Consider the following 26,232-nt stretch of genomic DNA (forward strand, 5'->3'; position numbering starts at 1 on the left):
ACGAGCTCCTCCGGCCATCATGACCAGACGACCCCCGCCCTGGGATCCAGGGCGGGGGTCGTCGAGATCCTCAACCGGTGTCAGCCGCGCAGCACCTTCACGATCACGCTGCGGGTCACCTCACGGTCGCCGATCGTCATCTCGACCATGACGCGGTGACGACCGAGGCGGGCCGAGTCGCCGATCGCAAACCGGAAGGCCCGGTGCCGGGTGCTTCCGGCCGGCACCTTCTTCATCGTGACCACCCGCGTGCCCGTGGCACGCAGCGCCTTCGGTGCGCGTGCCCGGATGGTCGACCGCAACGTGCTCGCGGTCTTGTTCCGGAGGATGAACGCGAGCCGCGCCTCGTCCCCGCGCTGGACCGTGACGACCCGCTTCCGCGCTTCGAACACGACGGAGCCCCGCGGACCGCGCGGACCCTGGGGACCCTGGGGACCCTGGGGGCCCGTCGCACCCGGCACGCCGACCGGACCCTGCGGACCTGTCAGCCCCAGTGCGCCGGACTCGCCACCCGGCCCCTGCGGACCCTGCGGACCGATCGGTCCGACTGGGCCGTCCTCGCCCGGCTCGCCGGGCTCGCCCTGGACCGGAGCGGTGCTCAATCCGGTCAGCGGGACTTCGACCTGTCCTTCCGGCGTGTTGGCCTCCAGCACCAGCTCGCCGGTCGACGTCGTGTCGGCCGTGGACGGCGAGAACCGCACCAGCACCTCGCACGCCGCTCCGGCAGCGATCGTCACGTCGACGCAGTCCTGGCCCGCCAGGACGAACTCGCCGGCCGGGCTCGTGCCGGTACCGCCGAGAGAGACAGCGCTGATCCGCAGCGGCTCGTCGCCGCTGTTGGTCACAACCACCCGCTGACCCACGCCGACCGTGCCCACCGGCTGGGACGGGAACACCGGCGCGGGCGCGTCGATGCGTGCCCCGGGACCGGTGTACGGCACCACCTGGACGGTGCGCTCGGCCGTGACGGGCGCCAGCGAGGCGGCGTCGGTGAGCTCACGCATCGAGTCGTTCGTGACCGTCAGCGTCACCGAGCCGGCCCGCAGGCCGGTCAGCGCACGGGTCTCGGGGTCCAGGATGGCCACCTTGCGGGCCTTCCGGGCCGCCGCGACGGCGCCCTCACCGGAGCCGATGGCCAGCTGTGGGTCGCCGGACCAGTGGACCGACATCGGGTAGGCCAGTGGCACGACCCGGCTCCCGGCCACCACCCCGGAGGGCTGGACGACGTGGCCGCTGAGCGTGGCGGTGCGGCTCACCTCGAGTGCCTCGGGTGCGTTGACCACCGTCTCCTGGGAGAAGGCCCGGACGTCGGCGGTCAGCCACCGCTCGCCCGCTGAGGCGTCGCGGTCGACGTTCCAGTTCAGCCACCCCGTGATGCCACCGCGGTCGGGCGCGCCGTACGGCGCCTTGCCCGCCGTCGGGAGCACGACGTAGGGGACGCCCTCGGTGCGATGCACGTTCGCGATCTGCGCGTGCGCGCCGACCATGGCGACGCCCTTGTTGCTCCCGGCGCGGAAGTCGGACAGGAGCTTCTCGATCAGTCGCACCTCCATCCGGTCGCCGAGCTGGCTCGAGGCCGTCTCGGCGGGGTCGCGGACCGGGTGGTGGGCGAAGACCATGACGTTGCTGATGCTCGCGTCGTCCGCCGCCGTGGCCAGCGCCTCCTCGAGCATCGGCAGCTGGTCCCAGTCCGAGCCGCGCAGGGACCCGAGCGCGCTGTTGAGCAGCACGAACCGGGTGCCCTTGTGGTCGAAGGTGCGGAACGGGCGGCCGAACTCGGCCGTCCAGCTCGCCAGGGTCGACTGCACGTTGTTGACGCCGTAGGACTCGTGGTTCCCGGGCACGTAGTAGCAGGGCACCGTGCCCGACGCGGGGTCCGGGGTGCTCTCGGGCGCGGGCTCCTCACCCACGGCGATCAGGTCGCAGCCGCCCGCCTCGAGGGTCTCGCGCGCCAGCGCGACGTCCTCGGGCAGGCCCCGGTCGATGATGTCGCCGTTGAGCACGACCAGGTCGGGGTTCTGCGCGCGGATCCGGGCGAGTGCGGCGACCGCGACCTTGGTGAGCTCCGGCTGGGAGGCGGTGAACTGCACGTCCGAGAGGGTCGCGAAGCTCCAGTCCTGCCCCTCCTCCATGCTCCCGTCAGCGGAGAAGAGCGGGTCGGACCGCAGCGGGTCCTGGGCCGGGAGCTCGATCTGCGAGGGGACGTCGGCCTCCACCCCACCGAAGATGAAGTGTCCTGGCTTCTGCTGATCGACGGCCGTGTTGATGCCCTGGAACGAGTTGAACCGGACGGGGAACGTCGCGGTCGAGGGGATGGTGAACGTGACGTACTGCCACTGGTCCGAGGCCACCAGCCCGGTGCCGTAGAGACCGATGGACTTGCCTGCCGCGTCCCAGAAACCGGCGTAGGTCAGACCGGACGGGATCATCACGTCGGACTTGATCTTGAGACGCACGCGCAGCGGCTGCCCGGGGATCTCCACCCACCGGCTGGGGACCCCGGCCGCGGTGATGCCCTTGTTGCGGGCGGCGTTGAAGTCCAGCCGCAGGCCCTCGGCCACCTTGGTGATCGCGATGGTCGAGCCGGCGGTGCCGTTCGTGGTCCAGCGTCCGTTGCCGGCGTACTCGTCGTCGAAGGCGTACGGGCGCACGGTCTGCACCCCGACGGTGATCGGCAGCTTCGCCGTCTGGCCCCCGGCGCGCAGGACCAGCACGGTGCCGCCGTCGGCGACCGGAGTGATCTTGAGGCCGGTGCCCGAGGGCGTGATCCTGACGACCGCCCGGTCGTAGTCGAGCTCCAGGTCGGGGGACTCGACGGGAGCGGTGAAGCCCGCGGCGTCGCGACCGGTGACCCGCAGCTGCACGGCGTTGGCGGGGACCGGGTCGGTGATGGCGATCCGGTTGCTGGACAGTTCCAGAGTGCGGAGCGGGCCCAGGACCCGGACCCGGGCCTGGCCGGCGGCGCCGTCGGTGGTGCCCCTGACGGTGATCGGGCCGATGGCCGTCGCGGGGGCCGCGAGCAACCCGCCGTCGATCGCCCCGGCGGAGGTGCTCCACCGCACGGCGCCGGGCGCCAGCGGGACGGGGGTCAGGTGGTCGTCGACAGCCTTCGCGCTCAGGGTCCGGTGGAGGCCGGGGAACACCTTCGCGTCGCCGGTGCCCGGGGTGACCACGAGCTGCTCGGCCTTGCCGGTGCCCGGGGCCACGAAGACGCCGACCCCGTTCGGGTCGAGCCGCTCGCCGCCGTCGGAGGGCACGTTGCGGACGGTGACGCCCGACTCGCCGAGCGAGCGCGCGACCATGGTGGTCGAGCCGCCGCCGTCGAGGTTCCAGGCCGTCTCGGCGCCCTGGCTGACCATGAACGCCGCCAGCTCGCGCATCGTCATGCCGAGGACGGGCGACTGCCGGCCATCGTTGGTGACAAGCAGCATCGTCTGGCCGTCGTCCTTGAACCCGATGACGGTGCGCGGGTGCACGTCGTTGTCGAGCTCGGAGTCCGGACGGGCGACGCCGTCGCGCACGAGCTCGCGGTTGCTCCCGATCACGAACTTCATCTCGCGAGCGACGGCGTCGCGCAGGCCGTAGCTCAGGGTCGCGGCGTCCCCCACGGACAGGGCGCGGATCGCGGCGGCGCCGGCCTCGCGGCCCACCAGCACGAATGCCCCGGCCGGGATCGCTCCCTCACCGGCAGCGGCCGGGTCGACCGAGACCACGGTGTCGTCCTGCACCAGCACCGACGCCACGTCCTGGGCGCCCCGGACCCCGACGGCGCGGTTGTAGGTCCCCCACATGGAGTTGTAGGCGTGGATCGAGTCGGTCGGGGAGGCCGCCACGCTGTTCGAGGAGTTGAGGGTGGTGACGACGTGGCTGGTGCCGCCGAAGGTGGCGGTGGCCTCCAGCGCCATGTCGACCGCGCGGCCGATGCCGTCGAGGCCCACCCCCACGTGTCCCCACGCTCCGTGGTCCGAGGACTTGAGCAGCTCGTTGTCCTTGACCGCCGCCCCCAGCGGAGCGCCAGAGTTGCTGATGTCGAAGAAGTCGCCGTTCACCCCGGCGACCGCGCCGGCCTTGTTGGCCTTGACCGAGATCGCGTTGCGCTCAGTCACGGTCTCGCCCGCCAGCAGGTCGCTGGTCACGGCCGGCTCGGCGAGGTCGACCGAGAGGATGCGCTGGTCGTACCAGCCCTTCGGGGTGACCGAGGTGAGGCTGCGCAGGGTGATGCCCGGACCGATCTCCTCCGTCTCGTCGACCAGAGAGAGCGAGTCGGGGGCTGCGGCGTCCGCCGTGACCGACGGGGGAGCGGCCGTGGCTGGTGCCGCCGGGAGGCCGCCGAGGACGCCGGCCACCAGCGCGGACGCGGTGACGGCGGTGAGGGAGGATCGGAGTCGTGGTCGGCCCGATCGGTAGGGCAAGAGGGGCATGCGTCAACCTCGTGTAGGGGTGCTCGACACCGCGATCGCGGTACCGCGCCATCCATCCAGTCGACCGGAGCCGTCGACCGTCGGCCGAACTGTTCCCACACGAACGGACGGTGAAGAATCTCCGTCCGGCGCGGCAGCCGTCCCCGGGGTCTCGGTCCGAGATCGTGCCTCGCCTGAAGTCGTGGAGGATCGGCGCGCGCGCGTGGGCGGCTGAGCCGGCGGAAGGACGTACTTCCTGCGCGTAGGTCGTGCTGGTCGACCTGCCGATCACTGTCGGGCGGGCCAAGGGAAGATGTCGGCATGGCCATGAATGAGGACGGCGTACGGCGGCGGTGGTCCGAGGGGCAGCCCTGCCATGGGCTGTGGAGCCTGCTGCCAGGCGCCGTGAGCGCTGAGGTCCTCGCACGGACGGGTCCCGACTTCGTCGTCGTGGACCTGCAGCACGGGGCTGTGGCCGAGGCCGAGCTTCCCGGGGTCACCGCAGCCATCAGGGCAGCAGGCTCGATGCCGCTGGTGCGGACACGCAGCCCGCTGTTCGCCGACGTCGGTCGCCCCCTTGACCTCGGTGCCAGCGGTGTCATCGTGCCGAACGTGCGCGACGCCGATCACGCCCGGCAGGTCGTCGCCGCCACCCGCTACGCCCCAGCCGGTGGGCGGTCCATCGGCCGCCTCTCAGGCGGAGCCGATCAGCCGCTGGTCATCGTCATGGTGGAGACCGCGACAGCACTCGACGACCTCGACGCCATCTTGCAGGTGGAAGGTCTGGACGGGGTCTACGTCGGCCCTGGGGACCTCTCCCTGTCCCTGGAGCTCGCAGGCGCGGATCGCGCCGGCGAGCTGCGTCAGGTCCTGTCCTCGATCATCGCCCGGGCCGTCTCCGCCGGGACACCTGTCGGTGTCCATGCCTACAACGGGGACGACGCCGCACGCTATGCCGCTGAGGGAGCAACCATCGTGACCGTCTCCGTGGACTCCGTCGCGCTGAGTGAGCTCATGAAGCACCACCTCGCCGTCGCCCGCGGCCAGCGAGGGACGGGCGACGCCTGATCGTGGCGGAAAGACGCATCGGCTGCATGCCACTTGTGGCGTTGCGGACCGGTGATCCAATCAGTCGTCGACTCTCCGTGTAGCGCGTTCCTCGGCTACTCGTGCAGACCGCGCCTGATCAGTCGCGGCACGCTTGAGTTCCAGACTGCGAACGATGCCAGCCGCGGCTCGCCGGTCGACGGGTTGACGGTCGAGCTGACCGAGCCAATCCATGAACCGTCTCCCTGCGATGAACTCAATGCCGTCGACTTTTGCTCCGTCCGGCACTCCGTGCTGGGCAGCGCCCCACAGGACAACGACGGATGTGACGCTGAGCGGGTTCACTCTCGCCCGGCGCGTGCCTCGGGAGTCACCCTTCAGCAGGTCACGAGTCAAAGCTTCTGCCCGAAGGCGCATTCTGTGGGCCGCCCGTGCCATCTCGGCGCGGTCGTGGACCTGGCTGCGCCATTTGGAATCGACCGCCACCAGACCGCCCATCCGTGTGACGACGAGATGGTCGATGTCGCCCTGCTGCAGCCCGAGGCTGTCCACCCATCCCCAGACGAGTCTCTTGCGCTTGGCGCGCTGAAGTTCGCTGCGGGTGTTGTCCTCGCTCCAGGCCCCACGTACGTGCCAGATGGCGTTCGCGTCGTGCGCCAAGAAGGCTGTGTGAATCAAGTGGAAGTACCCAGCGACCAACGCGGTCGGCAACGCCCCCATGAGCCACCACCTGAAGCCGGAGTCAGGCAGCAGCGTCAGCACACCGACGCTGACGGCGATCAAACCGATCAACCCCACGGTGGAGACGGCTACAAGCCTCTGGTTGCGGCGAAGCCAGAGGCGCCACCGCCGCCGGAAATCGCGGCGCGAGTACGGATGGTGTTTGGGCATGAGCACTCCACACGAGGGTCGGTGCATCGGTCCAAGCCGACCGGCAGCCCGCCTGGGGACGCTGTTCGAGAACCGAGGGACCACCCGAACGGAAGCCACCTCGCGTGAGGACCAACCAACGTCCTATTCGGCGTGGTCAGTACCGGACTCCAGCTCGTGCTCAGCCGCTACCTGGCCGACGAACCACGCAGCGACTCCGGCGGTAACAGCGCCGATGCTGCCAATCCCGACGAGCATCAAAGCGACCGCCACCAGCCGCCCCGACGTCGTCACCGGGAAGTGGTCGCCATATCCGACCGTCGTAACAGTTGTTGTGGCCCACCACAGGGCGTCGCCGAACGAGGTGATGTTTGCGCCGGGTGCATCTTGCTCGGCGTCGAGAGCGGCGATCGCGCCGAGCCCCACCGACACGAGCGCTGTCCCAGCTACGTATGTCGAGACCTTTCCGACGAGCGACCCCGCGGTCGAGCGGTGGAGCACGCGAGCCAGTGCCAGCAGCCGCAGCAGCCTCAAGGGTCGAAGCATCGGCAGCGCGATGAGTGCAACGTCGTACCAGTGAGAACGCACATAGCGAGGTCGATCGTCGGCCAAGTGAATTCGGACCGCGAAGTCAATGGCGAAGGCCGCCCAGACTGTCCAACTCGCGACCGTGAGCACCGTGCGGACACTCGGCGACATCCGAGGGTCCAGCACTGGCCAGGCGTAGGCGAGCAGGAAGGCCGCCGCCAGCATCAGCAGCGGCACTTCCGCACGTCGCTCCCAGCGTTGCACTCGAGTCATGCGGCGCAGCCTAGGCGCCAGGGGACGCGACTTCTGGTCCCTGACGGGGATCGGCCCGACGGCCCGACAAGCGGCGGAATGACGCTCAACAGCCCTCAGCGTCTGGCTCCCACCCACCCGGGCCCTAGAGACGTTCAGGCCAGGCAAGGCGCTGCGACCTGAAGCGGAGCGCCTGGTGCCGAGACGACTCCTCGCGTGAAAGGGTTCGACTGTGACCGAGGAGAACTGGCCGCTAATCGAGGCGACGCTCATGACCAGCCAGCCGGTCGACGCGTATGGCGGCCTGCAGTTCGGCAGAGACGCATTGGAACTCGCGGCTGCATCCTTGAATACTGGAAGTGTCCCGATGCAAGCGGACCACGACCAGACGAAACCGGTACGGGTCCGAAACTTGCGGGCGTGGGTTGATGACGGCGCCGAGGGCTTCTACCGGCTCAAGTTGAGCTACGAAATTCATCCGGACGACGCGCACTATGTGACTACGCGGTCCGGAATGTCCGCCGCGGTGCGAGCGCCGCTCGACGGTCGGGAAGACGACCGTATTGAGCGTGCGGCCGTCGAACTTAGCGCTGATCACGCGTGGTTTGACGACGACTCACTTCTAGCAGCCGAAGCGCTGCTTGTTGACGGTGGCGTGTCTCAACACGAGATCCGAACGCAGCGCACATACCAATTTGGCTTTGTTCCGGACCCGCAGATCTTCGTCACAGTCGCGCTCCCTTTGGCAGGTGCCATAGCGACCGGAACGCTCGGCAGCGCACTGTGGGACGCAGTGAAGGTTCTCTTCAGGAGGCGGAGAACCCCTTCTGGTGGTGACACGCACAAGCCAACTCGAGTGAACATCAAGCTCGAAGCCGGCGGACGGTCACTGACCGGGATCGTAGACACACATGAGGAGGCTGTGGTCGCCCAAGCTCTCGATGTCTTCGACGGGCTTGCTCGCGAGTTCATGGAGGCGGCTCATCCAGCCGGCAGCTCGCCGGACCCGAGCGACCAGCGCTTGCTGTTGTGGGACGCGCGCGTCGGTACATGGGTGCCACATTCACCCCAAGAAGCCAACCCCACCTTGCCTCCCGTCAATCCCGAGGGGTGACAGGTGCCGCAGAGTGCGACCGCCGCAAGCCCCATGCCCGCCAGACAGGCGGCGGAAGGACGCGCTCGACTTGTCCCCCGGCCGCGCAAGACAGAAACCCTCCCGAACACAGGTCGCCGTCTCTCGCGGATGCTGTGACGCCGCAACTCCGCAACGATCCGCTCGGCGCGGGCGGGTCGGGCGCCGCGTCGGCGAGGACTAGTCGCTAGGGTCTCCAGGCGGGGGTGAGAGGGATGGCGAACGGCGCTTGGGTTCGACACGACGTGTCAGCTTGGTCTGTGCATTCGCTTGAGAAGGCCGCGACGAGCGTTGCCACATGGCTCATCGACCCCGCCACGGGAGATCGCTGGCTACACAAGGACACCGTTGTTCCGGATAACGGAGTTGAGCAGGGTGAGGATTGGTCTGAGGTCGTAAGTACCGCAATCGCCAAGCTTCTCGGCGTGCCGTGCGCAGAAACCCAACTATGCCTGCGCAACGGGCGACGCGGCTCGCTGTCGAAGGACGTGAATGTTCACGGCCATTCCCTGTACAACGGGTACGTACTGCTCGAGGAGTGCCCCCACGTGACGGACTACTTTCCGCATGTCGAAGGCGCACCGGGTATCGACCCAGATCGGCCTTCGGTCAAGCGCCCTGGCCACCGACTGGACAACATCCAGACTGCGCTGAGAGGCGCCATCGCACCGTCGACTTTCGCTGGCCCCGCGTCCTTGGACGCTTTCGATGTGTTCATTGGCTACCTCATGTTCGATGCGTTGGTCGCCAATCGTGACCGCCACGAACAGAACTGGGCTGTGCTTACTCCCGGTTTGACCACGTTGCCAGTCCAGTTGGCACCGAGCTACGATCACGCAACGAGCCTCGGGTACAACCTGACCGATGACAGGCGCGCGATCACCCTGAGCAACAAGAGGGCTCTCGCGAAGTGGGCATCTGGCGGTACAGCGTGGCGATTCGAGCACGAGGGCAACGCCAAGCGGGCGCAAACTCTTGTCGACCTCTTCGCCGAGGCACTCACCCTAGGGAGCAACGATGCCCGTGCTCACTGGTCGACCCAACTCCGCTCGCTAGACCTCGACGAGGTGCTCAGGGACCTCTCACAGGGCGCTATCCCAGCGATGTCGGTGGTGGCCTCTAGGTTTGCCTGCGAACTACTCACCCACAACTTCGAGAGGTTGACCGATGCCATCTGACGTCATGGACGCCGCGACACCGTCCGCTGTCGAGCCCGGCGCCGCCGAACTTCTCGTGCTTTGGCAGCACCCGGAGACACGCGAGATCGTCCCAATCGGCCGACTCAGCCACGATCAGCACGGTTACACGTACCGATACACACGCACAGCTGCAACCATCCAAGGATTTCGTCCTCTGCCTGGCTTGGGAACGCTCGAGGACGGTGTACGGAGCGCCACGATGCCAGCGATCTTCCGGATGCGGGTCATGGATGCGGAGCGACCCGACTTTGCCAACTACATCGCATCCCTCGGCTTGAACCCCACTACCGCAACTCCGTGGGAGCAGATTGTGCGTTCCGGTGGCAACCGCGCGGGCGACACCTTGCAATTCATGGAACTGCCAGTGGTGTCAGGTGGTCGTGCGCGCGCCCGGTTCCTCACAAGCGGCGTACGCCACGTTCCCGACCACCCTCTCCACCTGTCCACTGGGACCGTCACAGTGTCGCGATCTGAGCACGAGGCTGCACTGGAATCGTTAAGGCCGGGCGCAACCGTGGATTTCGCGCGCCAAATGGAAAACCCTTACGACGCCAATGCCACGTTGGTTACGTTAACCGCGCCGTCGGGCACTCCACTCGGTTGGGTACCGCAGTCATTGACTGCCAGCATTCGTGAGCTCTTAGAGGCCGCGCCGATCCAGGCTCGCGTCCTCCGGGTCAACGGGCCGGAGTCGCCTTCCCACTTGAGGCTAGTGCTTGATCTGGACGTACCTGCTCCAGACGGGTTTCAGTTCGACCGCGAGGGTCGGTGGGCGTAGCTGTCGCCTCTCGACGGGCGTCATGCTAAGAGGCCAATCAGTACGTGAGCGGGTTTGGAATGCCAGCCACCTCAAGCCTGGCACCGACCGGCATATACCTACACACGTCCCAATAATCCTTCGTTAGTCCGGCCGCGGCGAGCTTTTGCGTAAGGGTGTTCAACAGCTCAGGCAGGTACATGACGTCGGCAACTGCGTACGTCAGTTGCTCGTCGGTCAGCGTCGAAGCGCCCCAGTCGCTGGTTCGAACGGCGCCCTTGTCGAGCGTCACATCCAGGTAGCGCGCAGCAAGTCTGGCAAGACTGTGTTCGCCAGCGGGTTGGGTGGGGTGCAGCAGCTTGGATGCCGCCTTCGTGCAGGCGACGGAATCGACTGTCACCTGCCAGCCCGCGAGCAAGAACCGCAGATCGAACGGTGCGAAGTGGAACACCTTCAGCACGTCAGGGTCACTCATGACGGCGGCGAGTCCAGACGGAACTCCGCGTACGTTTCGCAGAACCACGGCCCCACTCGAAGGACTGTAAAGTTGGCAGATCTGTACCTTCGAGTCGCGCCAGTCGAGTCCCGACGTCTCCGTGTCTACTGCCACCACCCGCTCGGCACGCAGCGCGGCAACAAGGTCACCCGGTAGATCGCCCTCCACCAGCGTCACAGCCATGGGACATGACTCTAGTCATGGTCGTGCTCTCAGCGAGCATCGCAACCTCGTAGGCCGCCCGCTGCATCGGCAGGGCCGCTGACCGGACCCTCCTCATCCTTCCGTCGGCGTCTAGGGATTGCTCTCCGTGTGGCCCGATGGTCGCAGTTGTCACATCCCCATGACGGAGCTCGCTGAGAACGAGTCCGTCCGCAGAGTCACGGAAAGGCACGTCATTCTGGGGGGTATGACGCCTCTTCGCCTGCGTCGAGGCCGGCGCCCGCCCGGGGACGTCACCAGCCGCCACGACCAGGCTCACGACCCGAACACGCTCCGCGCTCCCGCCCCACACATCCCTCAGCGCGCCCGAAACCCCGAGCACAGGATCCGCAGGTGCTCGATCGTCTCCCCGCCGCGGTAGTAGGCCTGCTGCTCGGCGACGTACGTCCCGTCGGGGTTGGTGAGGTCGAACCGATAGCTGACGTGCGAGGTGTCGGCGACGTCGTCGCGCTCCGTCACGTCGAGCACGCGCTCGATCGTGTCGGACTCCTCGAACCACGAGCCGAACACGACGTCCACCACGGCGTCGGGTCCGGTGCCCTCCCAGAACCGGCCGGGCGTGAGTCCCTTGAAGTCCACGTCGTCCGCGAGCAGCGCGCGCAGGGCGTCCTCGTCCTTGGCGGCGATGGCGCCGGCCAGCCGCGCGCCCAGCGTCTCAGTCATGGCGCCAGTGTGCGCCCGTCCGGCGTCTCGTGGAAGGAGCTGGAAGGAGGTGGAAGCAGGCGAAAGACGTCAGGGGCGCTCGGTGCGGTCGCGCAGCCAGGTCGTGGTGCCGGGCGCCATGCCGCGGGACTTCGGGGTCTGCGGCACCGGGGTGACGATGAGCGCGGCGTCGTCGGGCAGTGACCACTTGATCGCGTGGAAGACGGCCGACAGGGACTCGGTGCTGTCCACCAGGAGCACGCCCGGGGCGACCTCGCGCGCCTCCGTCCAGGGCCCCTCGAGCGTGTCCGGCGGGGCTGCTGTCCAAGCGAGGTAGACCGGCATGCCGCCGATTGTGGCAAGGCGTGCCAGCCTTCGCTCAGCTCTCGAGCACCGCCAGGTCGCGCTCGGCGTACAGCCGGTGCTCCCACTCCTCGTTGAGGACCACCGTGAGGCAGGCGGCCACGGTGAGGTCCTCGGCGTCACTGTTGAACGGCGTCGCCGGGCTGACTCGCCGCTCGAGACCGGCATCGGTCAGGTCGTTGAGCACCGCCTGCACGGTGGCCCGCCGCTGCGCGCGGAGGTCGAGCACCTCGTCGAGTGAGGGACGTGCGTCGCGGTCCCACGGGACGCCCTCGACGACCGGCGCCTCGTCCCAGGGCAGGTCGAGCGGCTGCCACGGCGACGGGTCGGCCAGCACGACGCCGTCGACCCAGCAGGCGTGCGCGAAGCCGAGGTGGCGCAGCGTCTCGATGAAGGACCACTCGTCGTCGACCTGCTCGTGCAACCGCTCCGGCGGAAGGGCCCGCGCCCGCTCGACGGTGCCGGCCCAGAGCCGGTCGAGCGTCGCGAACGCCTCCTTGAAGCCCGCGACGTCGGTGGGTCGCATCAGGGGCCGCTCCGGGTGGCGGCGGTCCAGCTCGGCCTCCACGAGCGGAGCCACGTCGACCCCGTTGACGACCAGCCTGACGATCTCGCCGTGGATCTCCATGTCGGGCACCTCGACGCCGGTCATGCGGACGCCCTGGAGCCAGGCGGCGCGGACCCGGACACCGCTCAGGTCGACGTTGCGGAGGTCGGCGCCGGCCAGGCGCACCTCGCGGAAGGCGCTGCGGGAGAGGTCGACCCGGTGGAACGCCGACCCGGCGAGGTCCTGCTCAACGAATTCGGTCATGCCCGCAGGCTAGGAGCCGTTGCGGACGATCGACGTCCGGTTCGAGAATGGGTCCATGGCCGATGCTCCCCGCACGCCGGGCACGGTGGCCGTCCCCGGCGCCGTCCTCGCCTTCGACGTCATCGGCGACCTCGCCGACGCGACCCCCGACGCCCCGCCGTTGGTCCTGGCCGGCTCGCCCATGGACAGCACCGGCTTCGGCAGCCTCGCCGCCGCCCTGCAGGCATCCGGGTCCGACCGGGTCCTCGTGCTGACCGACCCGCGCAACACGGGTCGGAGCACCCGCGACGACGACACCGCGGCGGTGACGCCCGAGCAGCACGCCGAGGACCTGCACGCGCTCGTCGAGGCGCTGGGCGTCGGACCGGTCGACGTGTTCGCCTCCTCGGGCGCCGCGGTCAACTTCCTGCACCTCGTCGCCATGCACCCCGGCGACGTCCGCATCCTGGTGGCGCACGAGCCGCCGATGACCGCCCTGCTGCCGGACGCAGCGGCGATCGCCCGCGTGTGCGCCGACATGGTCGCGACCTACGACGCCGCCGGGCAGGGGCCGGCGATGGCCCGCTTCATCGGGCTGGTGATGCATCGCGGCGAGGTGACCGGCGAGGAGCCGGTGCCGGACCCGGCGATGTTCGGGCTGCCCAGCGAGGACGACGGCTCGCGCAACGACCCGCTCATGGCCAACATGCGCGGCGAGGGCGTCACCCGCGTGCCCGACCTCGATGCCGTACGCGCCGCCGGCACGCGCGTGGTGGTCGGCGTGGGGGAGGAGTCCGGCGGGCCCACCGACGGCGAGATCGCCGGCCGCTCGGCGTACGCCGTCGCCCGGGCGCTCGGCCAGGAGCCCGTGGTCTTCCCGGGCGGGCACAACGGCTTCCTCGGCGGCGAGTTCGGTCAGACGGGCAAGCCGGAGGAGTTCGCCGCGCGGCTGCGCGAGGTGCTCGGCTGAGGCGGTCCGGCAGCTGCCGGGTGCTACCAGGTGAGCTCGATCTCGATCTCGTTGGACTCGCCGAGCTCCACCTCGACCTTGAGGTTGACCTCGTCGGGCACGGCGACGGTGATCCGGCCGCCGTCGCGGGCGAACTCCACCGAGTTGTGCTTGGCGAGCGAGTCGGCGAGGGCGCGCAGCCGCGTCGCCGCCTCCTCGCGGGTCATGGTCCGGGTCTCGTCCATCTCGAAGAGGTCCATGGTGCCGAACCTAGCCTCCGAGCCAAGCCGGCTACAGGCCCAGCATCCGGCCGATGATCTCCTTCTGGATCTCGGTCGTCCCGCCGTAGATCGTCTGGACGCGCGAGTCCGTGTACGCCTTCGCGATGGGGTACTCGTCCATGTAGCCGTAGCCGCCGTGCAGCTGCACGCCCGCGTCGACGGCGCGCTTCTGCAGCTCGGTGGTCCACCACTTGGCCATCGAGGCGAGAGAGGTGTCGACCTGCCCCGCGTTGAGCCGGAGCACGCAGTCGTTGATGAAGACGCGCGCGATGTGCGCCTCGGTCGCCATCTCGGCCAGCACGAACCGGTTGTGCTGGAACGTCCCGATCGGCCTGCCGAAGGCCTGCCGCTCCTTGGCGTACGTCAGGCACAGGTCCAGCACGTGCTCGACCGCGGCCACGGCGATGCAGGCGATGGAGATCCGCTCCTGTGGCAGGTTCTCCATCAGCGCCACGAAGCCGGACCCCTCGGCGCCGAGCAGGTTCGCCTTCGGCACGCGTACGTCGGTGAACGACAGCTCGGCGGTGTCCTGGGCGTGCAGGCCCATCTTGGCGAGGTTGCGGCCGCGCTCGAAGCCCGCCATCCCGCGCTCGACCACGAGCAGCGAGATGCCCTCGTGGCCGGCGTCGGGGTCGGTGCGGCACACCACGACCACCAGGTCGGCCAGGATGCCGTTGGAGATGAACGTCTTGGACCCGTTGAGGACGTAGTGGTCGCCGGCGTCGACCGCGGTCGTCCGGATGCCCTGCAGGTCCGAGCCGGCCCCCGGCTCGGTCATCGCGATCGCGGTGACCAGGTCGCCCGACACGCAGCCGGGCAGCCACCGCTGCTTCTGCTCCTCGGTGCCGAGCGCGGAGAGGTAGGGGACGATGATGTCGGTGTGCACCGCGAAGCCCGGGCCCGTGGCGCCGGCGCGAGCGGCCTCCTCGGCGAGCACCATGTTGTAGCGGAAGTCCCGGATGCCGGGCCCGCCGTAGGCCTCGTCGACGTCGAAGCACAGCAGCCCGCGCTCGCCCGCCCGGCGCCACACCTCACGGTCGACGATGCCGTCGCGCTCCCACTGCTCGTGGAACGGCACGACCTCCTTGTCGAGGAACGCGCGCACGACGGCGCGGAAGTCCTCGTGCTCCTGCTCGAGGATGCTCGGGCGCTCAGGCACGGGTCCTCCGCTCGGCCACGGTGGACCTCCCCGGTGGGGTGAGGCGACGGGGCCGGGGCGCGCCTACCGTGGCCGGATGAGCGCTGTGAGCACGGCTGTACGGGCGACCCACCTGGTGACCAACGCCGCGTGGTTCGGCGGCTCGCTGTTCGGCGCCGTCGGGCTCAACCCGGCGGCCCGCGAGGCCGACTCCGAGCGCGGCCGCGCGGAGGTGTCCGGCACCGGCTGGGAGCGCTGGGGACCGGTGCAGGGCGCGGCCGTCGGGCTGCACCTGCTCAGCGGGCTGGCGATCGTCGCCGACAACCGCAACCGCGTCGTGGCGCACCCGCCCACGACGATCGCGACCGTCGCCAAGACGGTGCTCACCGGCGCCGCGGTCGCCTCGACCGCGGCGGCGTACGTCTGGGGCCAGCGGCTGGGCAAGGCGTCCGGGGAGGACGGGCACCCCCGCGACCCGCAGGCCGCCGAGGCCGCCCGGGCCAGGCTGCGCTGGCTGCAGTGGGCGACGCCGGCGCTCACCGGAGCGGTGCTGGTGCTCGACGCCGAGCTCGGAGAGCAGCAGCGCGGCGCGGCCGGGCTGCTGGACGAGCGCTGGTGACGCCGTGACCCGGCCCTTGACCCGGCCAGGGCACGAGGTCACGACACCCATTCCTTGAGCTGCGCCACGGTCGCGGCCGGGTCGTCGGACACGGGGGTGACGTTGAGGTCTGTCACGCCCGCCTCCCGGAAGGCGGCGATCCGCTCCCGGACGTACGACGCCGGGCCGACGAGGTTGGCGGCCTCGAGCCACTCCGTGGGCACGAGCGCCTCGGCCTGCCGCTTCTTGCCCGAGAGGTAGAGGTCCTGGATCTCCCCGGCCTCCTTCTCGTAGCCGTAGGCGCGGGCGACGTCGTTGTAGAAGTTGCGGCCCTTCGCGCCCATGCCGCCGACGTAGAGGGCGAAATAGGGGCGGGCGAGGTCGAGCAGCGCCCGGGTCTCCGGGCCCTCGCCGATCGCGACGATGCCGCCGGCCATGACCTGCAGCGGGTCGAGGCCCTCGTGCCGCTTGGCGTTGCCCGCGGCCAGGGCGTCGCCCCACACCAGCTGCGCCTTCTCCGGGTGGAACAGGTGGGGGATCCAGCCGTCGGCGATCTCGGCGGTCTGCTCGACGTTCTTGGGGCCAAGGGCCGCGATCCAGATCGGGATCGTGTCGCGCTCGGGCTTGGTCAGAAGCTTGATGGGCTTGCCGAGCCCGGTGACCGCGCCGTCGTCCTTGGTCAGCGGCAGGTGGAACTCGCCGCTGGCGGTCAGCGGCTCGCGCTTGAGCCCGCGCCGGATGATCTCCACGACCTCGGCGGTGCGGGCCATCGGCCGGGCGTAGGGGACGCCGTGGAAGCCCTCAATCACCTGAGGGCCGCTGACCCCGATGCCGAGGATGGCGCGGCCGCTGCTGACGTTGTCGAGGCCCGCCGCCGTCTGCAGGAGCGCGCCGGGGGTGCGCGAGTAGATGTTGAGGATCCCCGAGCCGATGCGGACGGTCTCGGTCTTCGCCGCGAGGTAGCCCATCAGCGTGGGGGAGTCGAAGCCGTAGGCCTCCGGGACCCACACGCTGTCGAGACCGGCCCGCTCGAGCGCGACGACCTGGTCGGCTGCGGTGCGGGGGTTGCCGTCGTACATCAGGAGGGTCGCCAGGCGCATGCGGCAAGCGTGACAGTGGGACTGTCACGGTGCAAGGCGCCGGCGGACCGGATCCGCCGTCCGCGGCCCCCGACGTACGGCGTCGCGTCGGGGGCCGCGGTCAGCCGCGTCGGTCAGGCGTCAGGCCGTGAACCTGGAGGTGAGGCCCTCCAGGACGGAGGCGGGTCGCTGCTCCTCGCCGGCCTGGGCGCTGACGACCACCAGGGCACCGGTCAGCGCCGGGATCGCCCACTGCAGCAGCTTGAGCTGGCGCTGGGCCGCGGCCACGTCGGCGGGGGTGCCGGCCGAGGGGTCGGTGCCCGACTCCGCCGGCACGTGCGTCTGCTGCGACACGCGCCGCCCGAGGACGCGGCTGTAGGCGGTGGCGCCGAGCGCCGCGACGGTCAGGCCGGTCTTCACGACGGCGGTGCGGGTGGCGCCCTGCTGGGCGCCGACCCGGCCGAGGTCGCTGCTGAGCATGCCGATGCTGCCGACGACGTGCGCGGCGATGGCCGCGGCGTTCACCGGCGTCCAGCGGTCCCAGCCGACGTTGGCCACCGCACCGGTGCCGCTCGGCGAGTCGGCCTCGGCGGCGGCGGCGTTGAGGGCGGTCGCGTTGGCCAGCGTGCCGCCGAACCAGGCGGCGAGGCCGAGGTCGTGCAGCGAGCGGGACAGGGTGCTGTTCGTGGGCATGGGGATCTCCAGGTCTCGGGTACGGGGGTCTGCGTCCGTACCCGGGGTGGCGGGATCCATGCCCTCCCCCGGGAGGGGTCAGCGGCCCAGGCCCGCCACCACCTCGGCGCCCGGGAGGTCCGCCAGGGCAGCGCCCGGCACCAGCAGCTTGGATCGCCGTACCCCGCTGCCGAGCACGACCACGGGTTCCTCGAGCAGCACGTCGTGCACCAGGACCCGCCAGGTCGCGGGCAGCCCCACGGGCGTGATGCCGCCGTGCTCCATCCCGCTCTCGGCCACGGCGCGCTCCATCGGCAGGAACGACGCCTTGCGCACGTCGAGCAGCTTGCGCACCAGCGTGTTCACGTCGGCGCGGGTGTCGGCGCGGACCACGCACGCGGCGACGCGCTCGTCACCGGCGCGTGCGCCCGCCACGACCACGCAGTTGCCGCTCGCGGTCAGCGGGATGTCGTACGCCTCGCTCATCGCGGCGGTGTCGGCCAGGCCGGGGTCGATGTCCACCACCGCGACCTCCGCGGCGCGGGACCACTCCGCGAGCGCCGCCGCCACCGGTGCCGCCACCCGGTCGGGGTGCTCGGCGGCGGGCAGGGACGTGAGGGACGGGAAGGAGGGGAGCGTCACGCGGTCATCATGCGGCATTCACACAGCGGACACCGGGCGGTCCCGCGGGACGTGCACCGTGACGGCATGACGGTGATGCGCGAAGCGCTCAGCACGGCCGCGTCGCTAGTCCTCACCCCCGCCGTGGTCGCACACCGCGGCGCGAGCGGTCACCGTCCCGAGCACACGCTCGACGCCTACCGCACCGCCATCCGGATGGGCGTCGACGACATCGAGCTCGACCTGGTCTCGACGCGCGACGGGGTGCTGGTCGCGCGCCACGACCTCGACCTCACCGCGACGACCGACGTGGCCGAGCGGCCCGAGTTCGCGCACCGGCGGCGCGCCCTGACCGTCGACGGGGTCGCGGAGCACGGCTGGTTCGTGCAGGACTTCACCCTCGCCGAGCTCAAGACGCTGACCGCCCGCGAGCGGATGCCGGCGACCCGGCCGGCCAACACCGCCTACGACGGCGCCGAGGGCGTGCCCACCCTCACCGAGGTGCTGGCGATGATCGGCGCGGAGTCGACCCGGCGCGGGCGGGCGGTCGGCGTGCTGCTCGAGCTCAAGCACGCCGCGCACCACGACGCCGCCGGACTGCCGCTTGACGCGCCGCTGCTGCGCGAGCTGGCCCGCCACGGCCTCGACCACCCGTGGGCGCGGGTGACGATCATGTCGTTCGAGACGACCATCCTGCGCCGGCTGGCGGGCCGCACCCGGCTGCCGATCGTGCAGCTGGTCGACACCGCGCAGACCCGGCCGGCCGACCTCGTCGCCGCCGGCGACCCGCGCACGTACGGCGACCTGGTCACCCCCGAGGGCCTGGCGTGGATCGACGAGTACGCCGACGGGATCGGCCCGCACACCTCGCTGGTGCTGCCCCGCGACGGCAGCGGCGCCGTCGACGCGCCGTCGGGGCTGGTGCGCGACGCGCACCGGCGCGGCCTCACCGTGCACGTGTGGACGGTGCGCGGGGAGAACCGCTTCCTGCCCAGCAACTTCCGCCGCGGCGAGTCCCCGGACGCGCTCGGCGACATGGTCGCCTCGGTGCAGGCGCTGCTCGACGCGGGCGTGGACGGTGTCATCACCGACCACCCCGAGATGGCGCTCGCGGCGCTGCGCGCGAGCAGTGCGAGGGAAGACCAACCGGTCGTGGCAGGCCTGGCCGCGCACCGGCGTACGCTCGGCCCGTGACCCTGGCCACGGACTCCTCGACCGCCCTCCTCGAACGGATCCGCGCGTCCGTGATCGGCGACGACCAGGTGATGCACGGGCCCTACGGGCCGCGGCGGGTGACCTACGCCGACTACACCGCGTCGGGTCGCAGCCTGAGCTTCGTCGAGGACTTCATCCGCCACGAGGTGCTGCCCGCCTACGCCAACACCCACACCGAGGCCAGCGGCACGGGGCTGCAGACGACCCGCCTGCGCGAGGACGCGCGGCGCATCATCCGCGACGCCGTGGGCGGCGACGACGAGACGGTCGTGGTGTTCTGCGGCTCCGGCAGCACCGCGGCGATCGACAAGCTCATCGGCATCCTTGGGCTGCGCATCCCGGCCGCGCTCGAGGACCGCTACCGGCTGAGCGACGCGATCCCGGCCGACCAGCGTCCGGTCGTGTTCCTCGGGCCCTTCGAGCACCACTCCAACGAGGTCAGCTGGCGCGAGACCATCGCCGACGTCGTCACGATCCACGAGGACGCCGACGGCCGGGTCTCCCTCGACCACCTGCGCGAGGAGCTCGAGCGGCACGCCGACCGCCCGCTGCGGATCGGCTCCTTCTCGGCCGCCTCCAACGTCACCGGCATCGTGACCGACACCGAGGGCGTCGCCGACCTGCTCCACGAGCACGGGGCCCTCAGCTTCTGGGACTTCGCGGCCTGCGCGCCCTACGTCGACATCGAGATGTACGGTCCCGGCCACTCGCACAAGGACGCGATCTTCCTCTCGCCGCACAAGTTCATCGGCGGCCCCGGCACACCCGGGGTCCTGGTGGTGCGCCGCGAGCTGATGACCAACCGCGTCCCGGTCGTGCCCGGCGGCGGCACCGTCATGTACGTCAACCCGACCGAGCACCGCTACCTCGACGACCCCGCCCACCGCGAGGAGGGCGGCACGCCCGCGATCGTGGAGTCGATCCGCGCCGGCCTGGTCTTCCAGCTCAAGCAGGCCGTCGGGGTGGAGACCATCCAGGCGCACGAGGAGGAGATGCTCCGGCGCGCGGTCGAGGCGTGGCGCGCGGAGCCGACGCTGCAGATCCTGGGCAACCTGGAGGCGCAGCGGCTCTCGATCGTCTCCTTCGTGGTCAAGGCCCCCGACGGCTCCTACCTCCACCACAACTTCGTGGTCGCGCTGCTCAACGACCTGTTCGGCATCCAGACCCGCGGCGGCTGCTCCTGCGCCGGTCCCTACGGGCACCGTCTGCTCGACATCGACCTCGACCGCAGTCACCAGTTCGAGGCGCAGATCGCCACCGGCTGCGAGGGCATCAAGCCCGGCTGGGTGCGGGTGAACTTCAACTACTTCGTCGACGAGGAGGTCTTCACCTACGTCGTGGAGGCCGTGCGCCTGGTGGCCCGAGAGGGCTGGCGCCTGCTCGGCGACTACCGCTTCGAGCCGGCCACGGGCCTGTGGCGCCACCGCGACGGCGCCGTCGAGCCGCCGCTGCGCCTGGCGGACGTGTCGTACGCCGAGGACGGCACGATGACCTGGCCGTCGCACACCGCGACGGCCCCCGTCTCGGTGCTCCGGGAGCACCTCGACGAGGGCCGCGCCATCATGGCCGCCGCGTCGCCGCCGGACTGGTCCGACACCGCCCACCTGGGTGCCGACCTCGACGACCTGCGGTGGTTCGCCCTGCCGGCCTGCTCACTTGCGTGAGGGCCACACCGTCGCGACCAGCCCCGCCGCACCGGCGGCGAGCCACGGGATCGGCAGCAGCCAGTCGAGCTCGTCGGTCTCCACCACGTCGCCCTGCACGAGCGCCCACACCAGCACCATGCCGGCGAAGGCGACGCCCATCACGAGCTGGGTGATGTTGACCGGGTGCCATCCCGAGGACTTCGCCGGGGCGTCGAGCGGTCCGGTCATCGGCTCGTCGTAGCCGGAGTCGTAGCCGGAGTCGTGGCCCGTCTCGTCAGTGAGGCCGTACGTGGTGTCGTACGTGCCGTCGTACGTGCCGTCGTACGTGGTGTCGTGCTCACTCATGGCGCTGCTCCTCAGGCTTCGCGGACGAGGATCTCGCCGGCGAACAGGTCGATGGTGATGGTCATGTCGGGGACGCCGTCGCCGCCGTCGAGGAAGCCGTCGAGGTTGACGCCGATGCCGTCCTGACGCTGGTCGAACACCTCGACGTCGCCGCCGACGACCTGTGCCCGCACGTCGACGTCCATCCCGTCGGGGACGATCACCTCGATCTCGCCGCCGAACCCGTCGATGGCGACGTCACGGCCGTCGAGGGCGTCCACGTCGGACACCCGGGAGAGGTCCAGGGTGAAGGTCCCGCCGCCGAACTCGTAGGCGGACTCGACGCCGGTCGCGCTGGTGGGCGCGAGGAGGCGGCGCTCGTGGTCGATGTCGTCCCCGATCGTGGCCGCCGTCGTCGCCAGGGCCGCGACGACGCCGAGGGCGATCAGCCCGCCGGCGCGGCCCCAGAAGGAGCCGATCAGCAGCATCGTCGCCACGATGCCGAGGGCCAGCACCGGGTAGGCGCTGTCGGTGACGTCCACACCGGCCAGGTCCACGACGCCGAGCACGCCCTCGGCGAGCGCGATCAGCGCGAGCGTGAAGAAGAAGAGGCGCGGGCCGCGCTTGCGCGGGTTCCGCGGCACCCGGGGTGGGCGCGGGGCGGGGGCGTACGACGTGGGCGGGGCCCACGCGCCGGGTGCGGCGTACGTGTCGGTGTACGTGTCCTCGTACGTGTCGGTGTACGGAGCTGTCGGCGGCGCGGTGGGGGAGTACGCGTACGGGTCGCCGGCGGCCGCTGCGGGTGTCGGCCCGCCGACCGAGGGCTGCGCGGGGTCGTAGCCGTAACCGCTCGTCGGCGTGCTCCGTGGGTTGCGGTTGAGGAACCACACGACGACTGCCGCGGCGATCGCGAGCGGCCAGGGGAACCAGAAGGCGCCGGCCCAGTCGCCCACCGCGCAGAGCAGCGCGAGAACGCCGACACCGCCGAGGGCGAGCGTGCGGCTGCGCTGGTCGAGGGCGAGCGGCTCGTCCTGAGTGCCCTCCTCGGGCACGAGGACCCAGGCGCCGATGTAGAGCAGGAGCCCGGCACCGCCGAAGAAGACCGCCACCACGAGGGCGACGCGCACGATGACGGCGTCGATGTCGAGGTGGCGGGCGATGCCGCCGGCGACGCCGGCGATGTGCCGGTCGGTGACGCTGCGCCGCAGCCGGCCCAGGTCCTTCATCTCGTCGCGGGTCACGCGCGGCCCCGACGCGGGGGGCAGGCCGCTCGGCGGCGGCTGCTCGGTGGTGGGGGTGGTCTCGTCCATGGGTCAACTCTCCTCGGCAGGCGCGGCCCGCACCATCGGGGACAGCCCTGATTCGCCTCGTCGCGGACCCGGCCCGGGCCGGGGGTCGGGTCAGGGTCGGCTCGGGGTCAGTCCTCATGGTCGCGCACGTGCGTGCCTGCGACGATGGAGCCACGATGACCTTTCCCAGCTCCTCCGCCCAGACGCCGCCCGGCACCGCCGCGAGCGGTGCCCGCGCGCGCCCCGGCGGCTCCCGTCGCGCCTACCGCGACCTCTCCGCGCCGATCGCCGGCGGGGTCGCGTCCGGCCTGGCCGTGCACCTGGCGCTGCCCGTGCTGTGGGTGCGGGGGTTCTTCGTGGCCACGGCCTTCCTCGGTGGGTTCGGGATGCTGCTGTACGCCGGGCTGTGGGTCTTCCTGCCCGCCGGCCAGGGGTTCGAGGTCAGCGCGCCCGGCCTGGAGAGCGCCACCCGCACCGGCAAGCGCCCCGGGCGCCGCTCCCGCCTGCGCGACGCCGGGCCCGCGATCGCCCTCGGCGCGCTGTTCTTCGGCGTCGTCCTCGGCTTCGAGGGGATCGTGGGCCAGGGGGTGCTCTTCTGGCCGGTGGTCCTCGGCGTCGCCGGCATCGCCCTGCTCTGGCGGCAGGCCGACGAGGCGCAGCGCGAGCGCTGGATGGACACCTCGGGCCGCATCGACCCGTTCCGGGCGGTCTTCGGCAACGGCGGCTGGGGCGCCTACGGCCGGATCGCCGCCGGGCTCGGCCTCATCCTCGCCGCGCTGATCGTCTTCGCCGTGGCCGCCGGTCAGGCGCGCTTCGCGGTGCCGGTCCTGGTGGCCGGGCTGCTCGGCCTGCTCGGCCTGGCGATCGTGGTGGGGCCCTGGGCCATGCGGCTGGTCAACGACCTGAGTGCCGAGCGGGCCGAGCGGGTGCGCACCCAGGAGCGCGCCGACATGGCCGCGCACCTGCACGACTCGGTGCTGCAGACCCTCGCGCTGATCCAGAAGAACGCCCACGACGCCACCACCGTCGCGCGCCTGGCGCGCTCGCAGGAGCGCGACCTGCGCCAGTGGCTGTTCGAGGCCGACAGCTCCGACGCCACCACGCTCGCGGGCGCGCTCAAGGAGATGGCCGCCGACGTCGAGTCCGACCACCCCGTCGTCGTGGACGTCGTCACCGTGGGCGACTGCCCGCTCGACGAAGGGCTGCGACCGGTCGTGCACGCCGCGCGCGAGGCCGTGGTCAACGTCGCCAAGCACGCCGGCACGCAGCGCGCCGACGTCTACGCGGAGACCTCGCCCGGGGCCGTGGACGTCTTCGTCCGCGACCGCGGCGCCGGCTTCGACGTCGACGCGGTCCCCGGCGACCGGCAGGGCGTGCGTAGCAGCATCGTGGACCGGATGGTCCGGCACGGCGGGCGGGCGGACGTACGCTCGGCTCCCGGCGAGGGCACCGAGGTCCGGCTGCACATGCCCCGCACCCCCTCCCGAACCCAGCACGAGGAGCCCCGATGACCCAGCCCAGCCCGACCGGACCCGTGACCGTCGTCCTGGTCGACGACCACGCGATGTTCCGCGCCGGGGTCCGTGCCGAGCTCGCCTCCACCGGCGCCGGGGTCGTGGAGGTGGTCGGCGAGGCGGCCGACGCCGACGCCGCGATCGCGGTCGTCCACGAGCTGCGGCCGCAGGTGGTGCTCCTCGACGTGCACCTGCCCGGCGGCGGCGGCGTCGAGGTGATGCGGCGCCAGCCCTCGCCCGACACCCTCTACCTCGCGCTGTCGGTCTCCGACGCCGCCGAGGACGTCATCGGCACCATCCGCGGCGGCGCCCGCGGCTACGTCACCAAGACGATCACCGGCCCCGAGCTGGTCGACGCCATCACCCGGGTCGCAGGCGGCGACGCGGTGTTCTCGCCCCGACTGGCCGGCTTCGTCCTCGACGCGTTCGCCGGCTCGATCGACGTGGCGGCGGTCGACGAGGACCTCGACCGGCTCACCGAGCGCGAGCGCGAGGTGATGCGCCTGATCGCGCGCGGTTACGCCTACAAGGAGGTCGCCAAGGAGCTCTTCATCTCGGTGAAGACCGTGGAGACGCACATGTCGTCGGTGCTGCGCAAGCTGCAGCTCTCCAGCCGGCACGAGCTGACCAGGTGGGCCTCGGACCGCAGGCTCCTCTGACTCCGCGCCGGGCACGGCTGCCGGGGGCGGCGCCTGTCGTCCCTCCGGGTGAGCACGATTGACAAACCCCGCGTGGAGCGGTGGGGTCGGTTCACCCCCCACCGACTCCCCAAGCGAGGCCACCGTGGCTCACACCGCCGCCGATCCCCGTCCGGACGAGGAGGACAGCGAGCTCAAGCGGTCCATCACCGGGCGCCTGCTCTTCTTCTACACGCTGGGCGACGTGCTCGGCTCCGGCATCTACGTCCTCATCGGACTGGTCGCCGCAGCGGTCGGCGGGGCCTTCTGGATCGCCTTCGCGCTCGGGGTCAGCGTCGCCGCGATCACCGGTGCGGCGTACGCCGAGCTGGTCACCAAGTACCCCCAGGCCGCCGGCGCCTCGCTGTACGTCAACAAGGCGTTCGGGAGCCGCCCGCTGACCTTCCTCGTCACGGTCTCCTTCCTCGCCGCGAGCATGGCGGCCTCGGGCTCCCTCGCGGTCGGGTTCGCGTCCTACTTCGAGACGCTGTGGTCCGCGCCGCCCGCCCTGCTGGTGTCCCTGGCGTTCCTCGCGCTGCTGGTGGTGGTCAACTTCATCGGGATCACCGAGTCGGTGTGGATGAACATGGTGATGACCTTCGTGGAGGTCGCCGGACTGCTGATCGTGCTCGTCATCGGCATCGTGCACATCGCCGAGGGCAACGCCGACTTCGGCGTGCTGACCCAGATCGACACCTCCGGCGACTTCGGCAGCCCGGCGCTGGCCGTGCTCGCCGGCATCTCGTTCTCCTTCTTCGCCATGACCGGCTTCGAGAACACCGCCAACGTCGCGGAGGAGACCATCGACCCGCACAAGGCGTTCCCGCGCTCGCTGGTCGGCGGCATGATCGTGGCCGGCCTGGTCTACGTGCTGGTGTCGATGGCCGCCGCGCTGACGGTGCCGCCCGACACGCTGGCCGAGTCCGACGCCGCCCTCCTCGAGGTGGTCAAGGCCGGCATCCTGCCCTTCTCGACCGACCTGATGACCACGCTGTTCTCGGTCATCGCGCTGATCGCCATCACCAACACGACGCTGGTCACCGTGGTGACGCAGCCGCGCGTGCTCTACGGGATGGCGCGCGAGGACGTGGTGCCCGGCGTCTTCGCCAAGATCCACCCCACCCGCCGCAGCCCCTGGGTGGGCCTGCTGTTCTCCGGCTTCGTGGTCGGCTCGCTGCTCGTCATCGGCACGCTCGTCACCGAGGCCGGTGGCGGCATCGACCTGGTGGGCCGGCTCGCCACCGTCACCGTCGTGCTGCTGCTGGCCATCTACGCTCTGGTCATCGTCACCTGCCTCAAGCTGCGCGGGCAGGACGAGCACGACCGGGTCTTCCACGCCAGCACGCCGCTGCTGGTCCTCGGGCTGCTGGGCAACCTGGCCATCCTCTACTTCACCGTCGTCGACGACCCGCACTCGTTGATCTGGTGCGCCGGGCTGCTCGGGGTCGGCCTGGTGCTCTTCCTGGCCGAGTACTTCCTCGGCAGCAAGGGCACCGGCTCCCGCACGCCGGACGTCGAGCCGCACCACTAG

At 70.8% G+C, this 26,232-nt stretch carries 25 protein-coding genes; 11 read left to right on the forward strand and 14 right to left on the reverse strand.

The window, feature by feature from the left end:
* Positions 1 to 80: 80 nt before the first annotated feature.
* Positions 81 to 4,421, reverse strand: coding sequence for a phosphodiester glycosidase family protein (locus J3P41_RS10845; RefSeq protein ID WP_210650306.1), 4,341 nt, complete (start codon positions 4,419 to 4,421; stop codon positions 81 to 83).
* Between the two features lie 306 nt (positions 4,422 to 4,727).
* On the opposite strand from J3P41_RS10845, the gene J3P41_RS10850 reads away from it, so the two are divergent.
* Positions 4,728 to 5,468 carry an HpcH/HpaI aldolase/citrate lyase family protein gene (locus J3P41_RS10850; protein ID WP_246862105.1) on the forward strand — a complete coding sequence of 247 codons (741 nt, stop codon included), beginning with the start codon at positions 4,728 to 4,730 and terminating at the stop codon, positions 5,466 to 5,468.
* A gap of 60 nt (positions 5,469 to 5,528) precedes the next feature.
* On the opposite strand, the gene J3P41_RS10855 is transcribed toward J3P41_RS10850, so the two are convergent.
* The gene (locus tag J3P41_RS10855; protein WP_210650308.1) at positions 5,529 to 6,338 is read right to left on the reverse strand and encodes a hypothetical protein; all 810 of its coding nucleotides are present in this window, start codon (positions 6,336 to 6,338) and stop codon (positions 5,529 to 5,531) included.
* A gap of 123 nt (positions 6,339 to 6,461) precedes the next feature.
* Entirely contained in the window at positions 6,462 to 7,118 is a 657-nt protein-coding gene (locus J3P41_RS10860) for a potassium channel family protein (RefSeq protein WP_210650309.1), read from the reverse strand.
* A gap of 211 nt (positions 7,119 to 7,329) precedes the next feature.
* Here J3P41_RS10860 and J3P41_RS10865 point away from each other — a divergent pair, with 211 nt between their 5' ends.
* The 3 genes from J3P41_RS10865 (at position 7,330) to J3P41_RS19405 (ending at position 10,206) form a co-directional block, all read left to right on the forward strand.
* Positions 7,330 to 8,211, forward strand: a complete 882-nt coding sequence (locus J3P41_RS10865) for a hypothetical protein (protein WP_210650310.1) — start codon at positions 7,330 to 7,332, stop codon at positions 8,209 to 8,211.
* Positions 8,212 to 8,489: 278 nt separating this feature from the next.
* A complete protein-coding gene (locus J3P41_RS18685; RefSeq protein ID WP_246861932.1) occupies positions 8,490 to 9,407 on the forward strand; it encodes a hypothetical protein in 918 nt (305 codons plus the stop codon).
* A 373-nt stretch (positions 9,408 to 9,780) separates the two neighbouring features.
* Entirely contained in the window at positions 9,781 to 10,206 is a 426-nt protein-coding gene (locus J3P41_RS19405) for an HIRAN domain-containing protein (protein WP_374192883.1), read from the forward strand.
* A 37-nt stretch (positions 10,207 to 10,243) separates the two neighbouring features.
* Here the strand turns inward: J3P41_RS19405 and J3P41_RS10875 are convergent, their stop codons facing one another.
* The 4 genes from J3P41_RS10875 to J3P41_RS10890 all read right to left on the reverse strand — a co-directional run bounded on the left by J3P41_RS10875 (position 10,244) and on the right by J3P41_RS10890 (position 12,719).
* Positions 10,244 to 10,864: a ribonuclease D gene (locus J3P41_RS10875; RefSeq protein WP_210650311.1), complete on the reverse strand. Its 621-nt coding sequence runs from the start codon at positions 10,862 to 10,864 to the stop codon at positions 10,244 to 10,246.
* Between the two features lie 336 nt (positions 10,865 to 11,200).
* On the reverse strand, positions 11,201 to 11,566 hold the full coding sequence (locus J3P41_RS10880; RefSeq protein WP_210650312.1) for a hypothetical protein: 366 nt from the start codon (positions 11,564 to 11,566) through the stop codon (positions 11,201 to 11,203).
* Between the two features lie 69 nt (positions 11,567 to 11,635).
* A complete protein-coding gene (locus tag J3P41_RS10885) occupies positions 11,636 to 11,890 on the reverse strand; it encodes a hypothetical protein (RefSeq protein ID WP_210650313.1) in 255 nt (84 codons plus the stop codon).
* 34 nt (positions 11,891 to 11,924) lie between these two features.
* Positions 11,925 to 12,719: a DinB family protein gene (locus J3P41_RS10890; protein WP_210650314.1), complete on the reverse strand. Its 795-nt coding sequence runs from the start codon at positions 12,717 to 12,719 to the stop codon at positions 11,925 to 11,927.
* Between the two features lie 55 nt (positions 12,720 to 12,774).
* Here J3P41_RS10890 and J3P41_RS10895 point away from each other — a divergent pair, with 55 nt between their 5' ends.
* Positions 12,775 to 13,668: an alpha/beta fold hydrolase gene (locus tag J3P41_RS10895; protein WP_210650315.1), complete on the forward strand. Its 894-nt coding sequence runs from the start codon at positions 12,775 to 12,777 to the stop codon at positions 13,666 to 13,668.
* Between the two features lie 23 nt (positions 13,669 to 13,691).
* Here the strand turns inward: J3P41_RS10895 and J3P41_RS10900 are convergent, their stop codons facing one another.
* Both J3P41_RS10900 and J3P41_RS10905 read right to left on the reverse strand, forming a co-directional pair.
* Positions 13,692 to 13,907: an amphi-Trp domain-containing protein gene (locus J3P41_RS10900; protein ID WP_210650316.1), complete on the reverse strand. Its 216-nt coding sequence runs from the start codon at positions 13,905 to 13,907 to the stop codon at positions 13,692 to 13,694.
* Positions 13,908 to 13,938: 31 nt separating this feature from the next.
* Positions 13,939 to 15,087, reverse strand: coding sequence for an acyl-CoA dehydrogenase family protein (locus tag J3P41_RS10905; RefSeq protein WP_210650317.1), 1,149 nt, complete (start codon positions 15,085 to 15,087; stop codon positions 13,939 to 13,941).
* Positions 15,088 to 15,163: 76 nt separating this feature from the next.
* On the opposite strand from J3P41_RS10905, the gene J3P41_RS10910 reads away from it, so the two are divergent.
* Positions 15,164 to 15,685: a hypothetical protein gene (locus tag J3P41_RS10910; protein ID WP_210650318.1), complete on the forward strand. Its 522-nt coding sequence runs from the start codon at positions 15,164 to 15,166 to the stop codon at positions 15,683 to 15,685.
* 38 nt (positions 15,686 to 15,723) lie between these two features.
* On the opposite strand, the gene J3P41_RS10915 is transcribed toward J3P41_RS10910, so the two are convergent.
* The 3 genes from J3P41_RS10915 to J3P41_RS10925 form a co-directional block, all read right to left on the reverse strand.
* A complete protein-coding gene (locus J3P41_RS10915) occupies positions 15,724 to 16,764 on the reverse strand; it encodes an LLM class F420-dependent oxidoreductase (protein ID WP_210650319.1) in 1,041 nt (346 codons plus the stop codon).
* A gap of 120 nt (positions 16,765 to 16,884) precedes the next feature.
* Positions 16,885 to 17,436, reverse strand: coding sequence for a hypothetical protein (locus tag J3P41_RS10920; protein ID WP_210650320.1), 552 nt, complete (start codon positions 17,434 to 17,436; stop codon positions 16,885 to 16,887).
* Positions 17,437 to 17,514: 78 nt separating this feature from the next.
* Positions 17,515 to 18,057: a YbaK/EbsC family protein gene (locus tag J3P41_RS10925; protein WP_307861937.1), complete on the reverse strand. Its 543-nt coding sequence runs from the start codon at positions 18,055 to 18,057 to the stop codon at positions 17,515 to 17,517.
* Between the two features lie 66 nt (positions 18,058 to 18,123).
* Here J3P41_RS10925 and J3P41_RS10930 point away from each other — a divergent pair, with 66 nt between their 5' ends.
* Positions 18,124 to 19,230: a glycerophosphodiester phosphodiesterase family protein gene (locus J3P41_RS10930; protein ID WP_246861933.1), complete on the forward strand. Its 1,107-nt coding sequence runs from the start codon at positions 18,124 to 18,126 to the stop codon at positions 19,228 to 19,230.
* The gene (locus J3P41_RS10935) at positions 19,227 to 20,915 is read left to right on the forward strand and encodes an aminotransferase class V-fold PLP-dependent enzyme (protein WP_307861938.1); all 1,689 of its coding nucleotides are present in this window, start codon (positions 19,227 to 19,229) and stop codon (positions 20,913 to 20,915) included. Before J3P41_RS10930 ends, J3P41_RS10935 begins: the two co-directional genes overlap by 4 nt.
* Here J3P41_RS10935 and J3P41_RS10940 read toward each other — a convergent pair.
* Positions 20,904 to 21,242 (reverse strand): hypothetical protein, encoded by a 339-nt coding sequence (locus J3P41_RS10940; protein ID WP_210650322.1) that lies wholly within the window; start codon positions 21,240 to 21,242, stop codon positions 20,904 to 20,906. The two genes, J3P41_RS10935 and J3P41_RS10940, sit on opposite strands and share 12 nt — an antisense overlap.
* 11 nt (positions 21,243 to 21,253) lie before the next feature.
* On the reverse strand, positions 21,254 to 22,531 hold the full coding sequence (locus tag J3P41_RS10945; RefSeq protein WP_210650323.1) for a PspC domain-containing protein: 1,278 nt from the start codon (positions 22,529 to 22,531) through the stop codon (positions 21,254 to 21,256).
* 155 nt (positions 22,532 to 22,686) lie between these two features.
* Here J3P41_RS10945 and J3P41_RS10950 point away from each other — a divergent pair, with 155 nt between their 5' ends.
* The 3 genes from J3P41_RS10950 (at position 22,687) to J3P41_RS10960 (ending at position 26,232) form a co-directional block, all read left to right on the forward strand.
* A complete protein-coding gene (locus J3P41_RS10950) occupies positions 22,687 to 24,021 on the forward strand; it encodes an ATP-binding protein (protein WP_210650324.1) in 1,335 nt (444 codons plus the stop codon).
* Entirely contained in the window at positions 24,018 to 24,683 is a 666-nt protein-coding gene (locus tag J3P41_RS10955; protein WP_210650325.1) for a response regulator transcription factor, read from the forward strand. The genes J3P41_RS10950 and J3P41_RS10955 overlap by 4 nt, the downstream gene beginning before the upstream one ends.
* Before the next feature lie 124 nt (positions 24,684 to 24,807).
* Positions 24,808 to 26,232 carry an APC family permease gene (locus J3P41_RS10960; protein WP_210650326.1) on the forward strand — a complete coding sequence of 475 codons (1,425 nt, stop codon included), beginning with the start codon at positions 24,808 to 24,810 and terminating at the stop codon, positions 26,230 to 26,232.

The organism is Nocardioides sp. SYSU D00065 (assembly GCF_017916425.1).
Lineage (GTDB): Bacteria > Actinomycetota > Actinomycetes > Propionibacteriales > Nocardioidaceae > Nocardioides.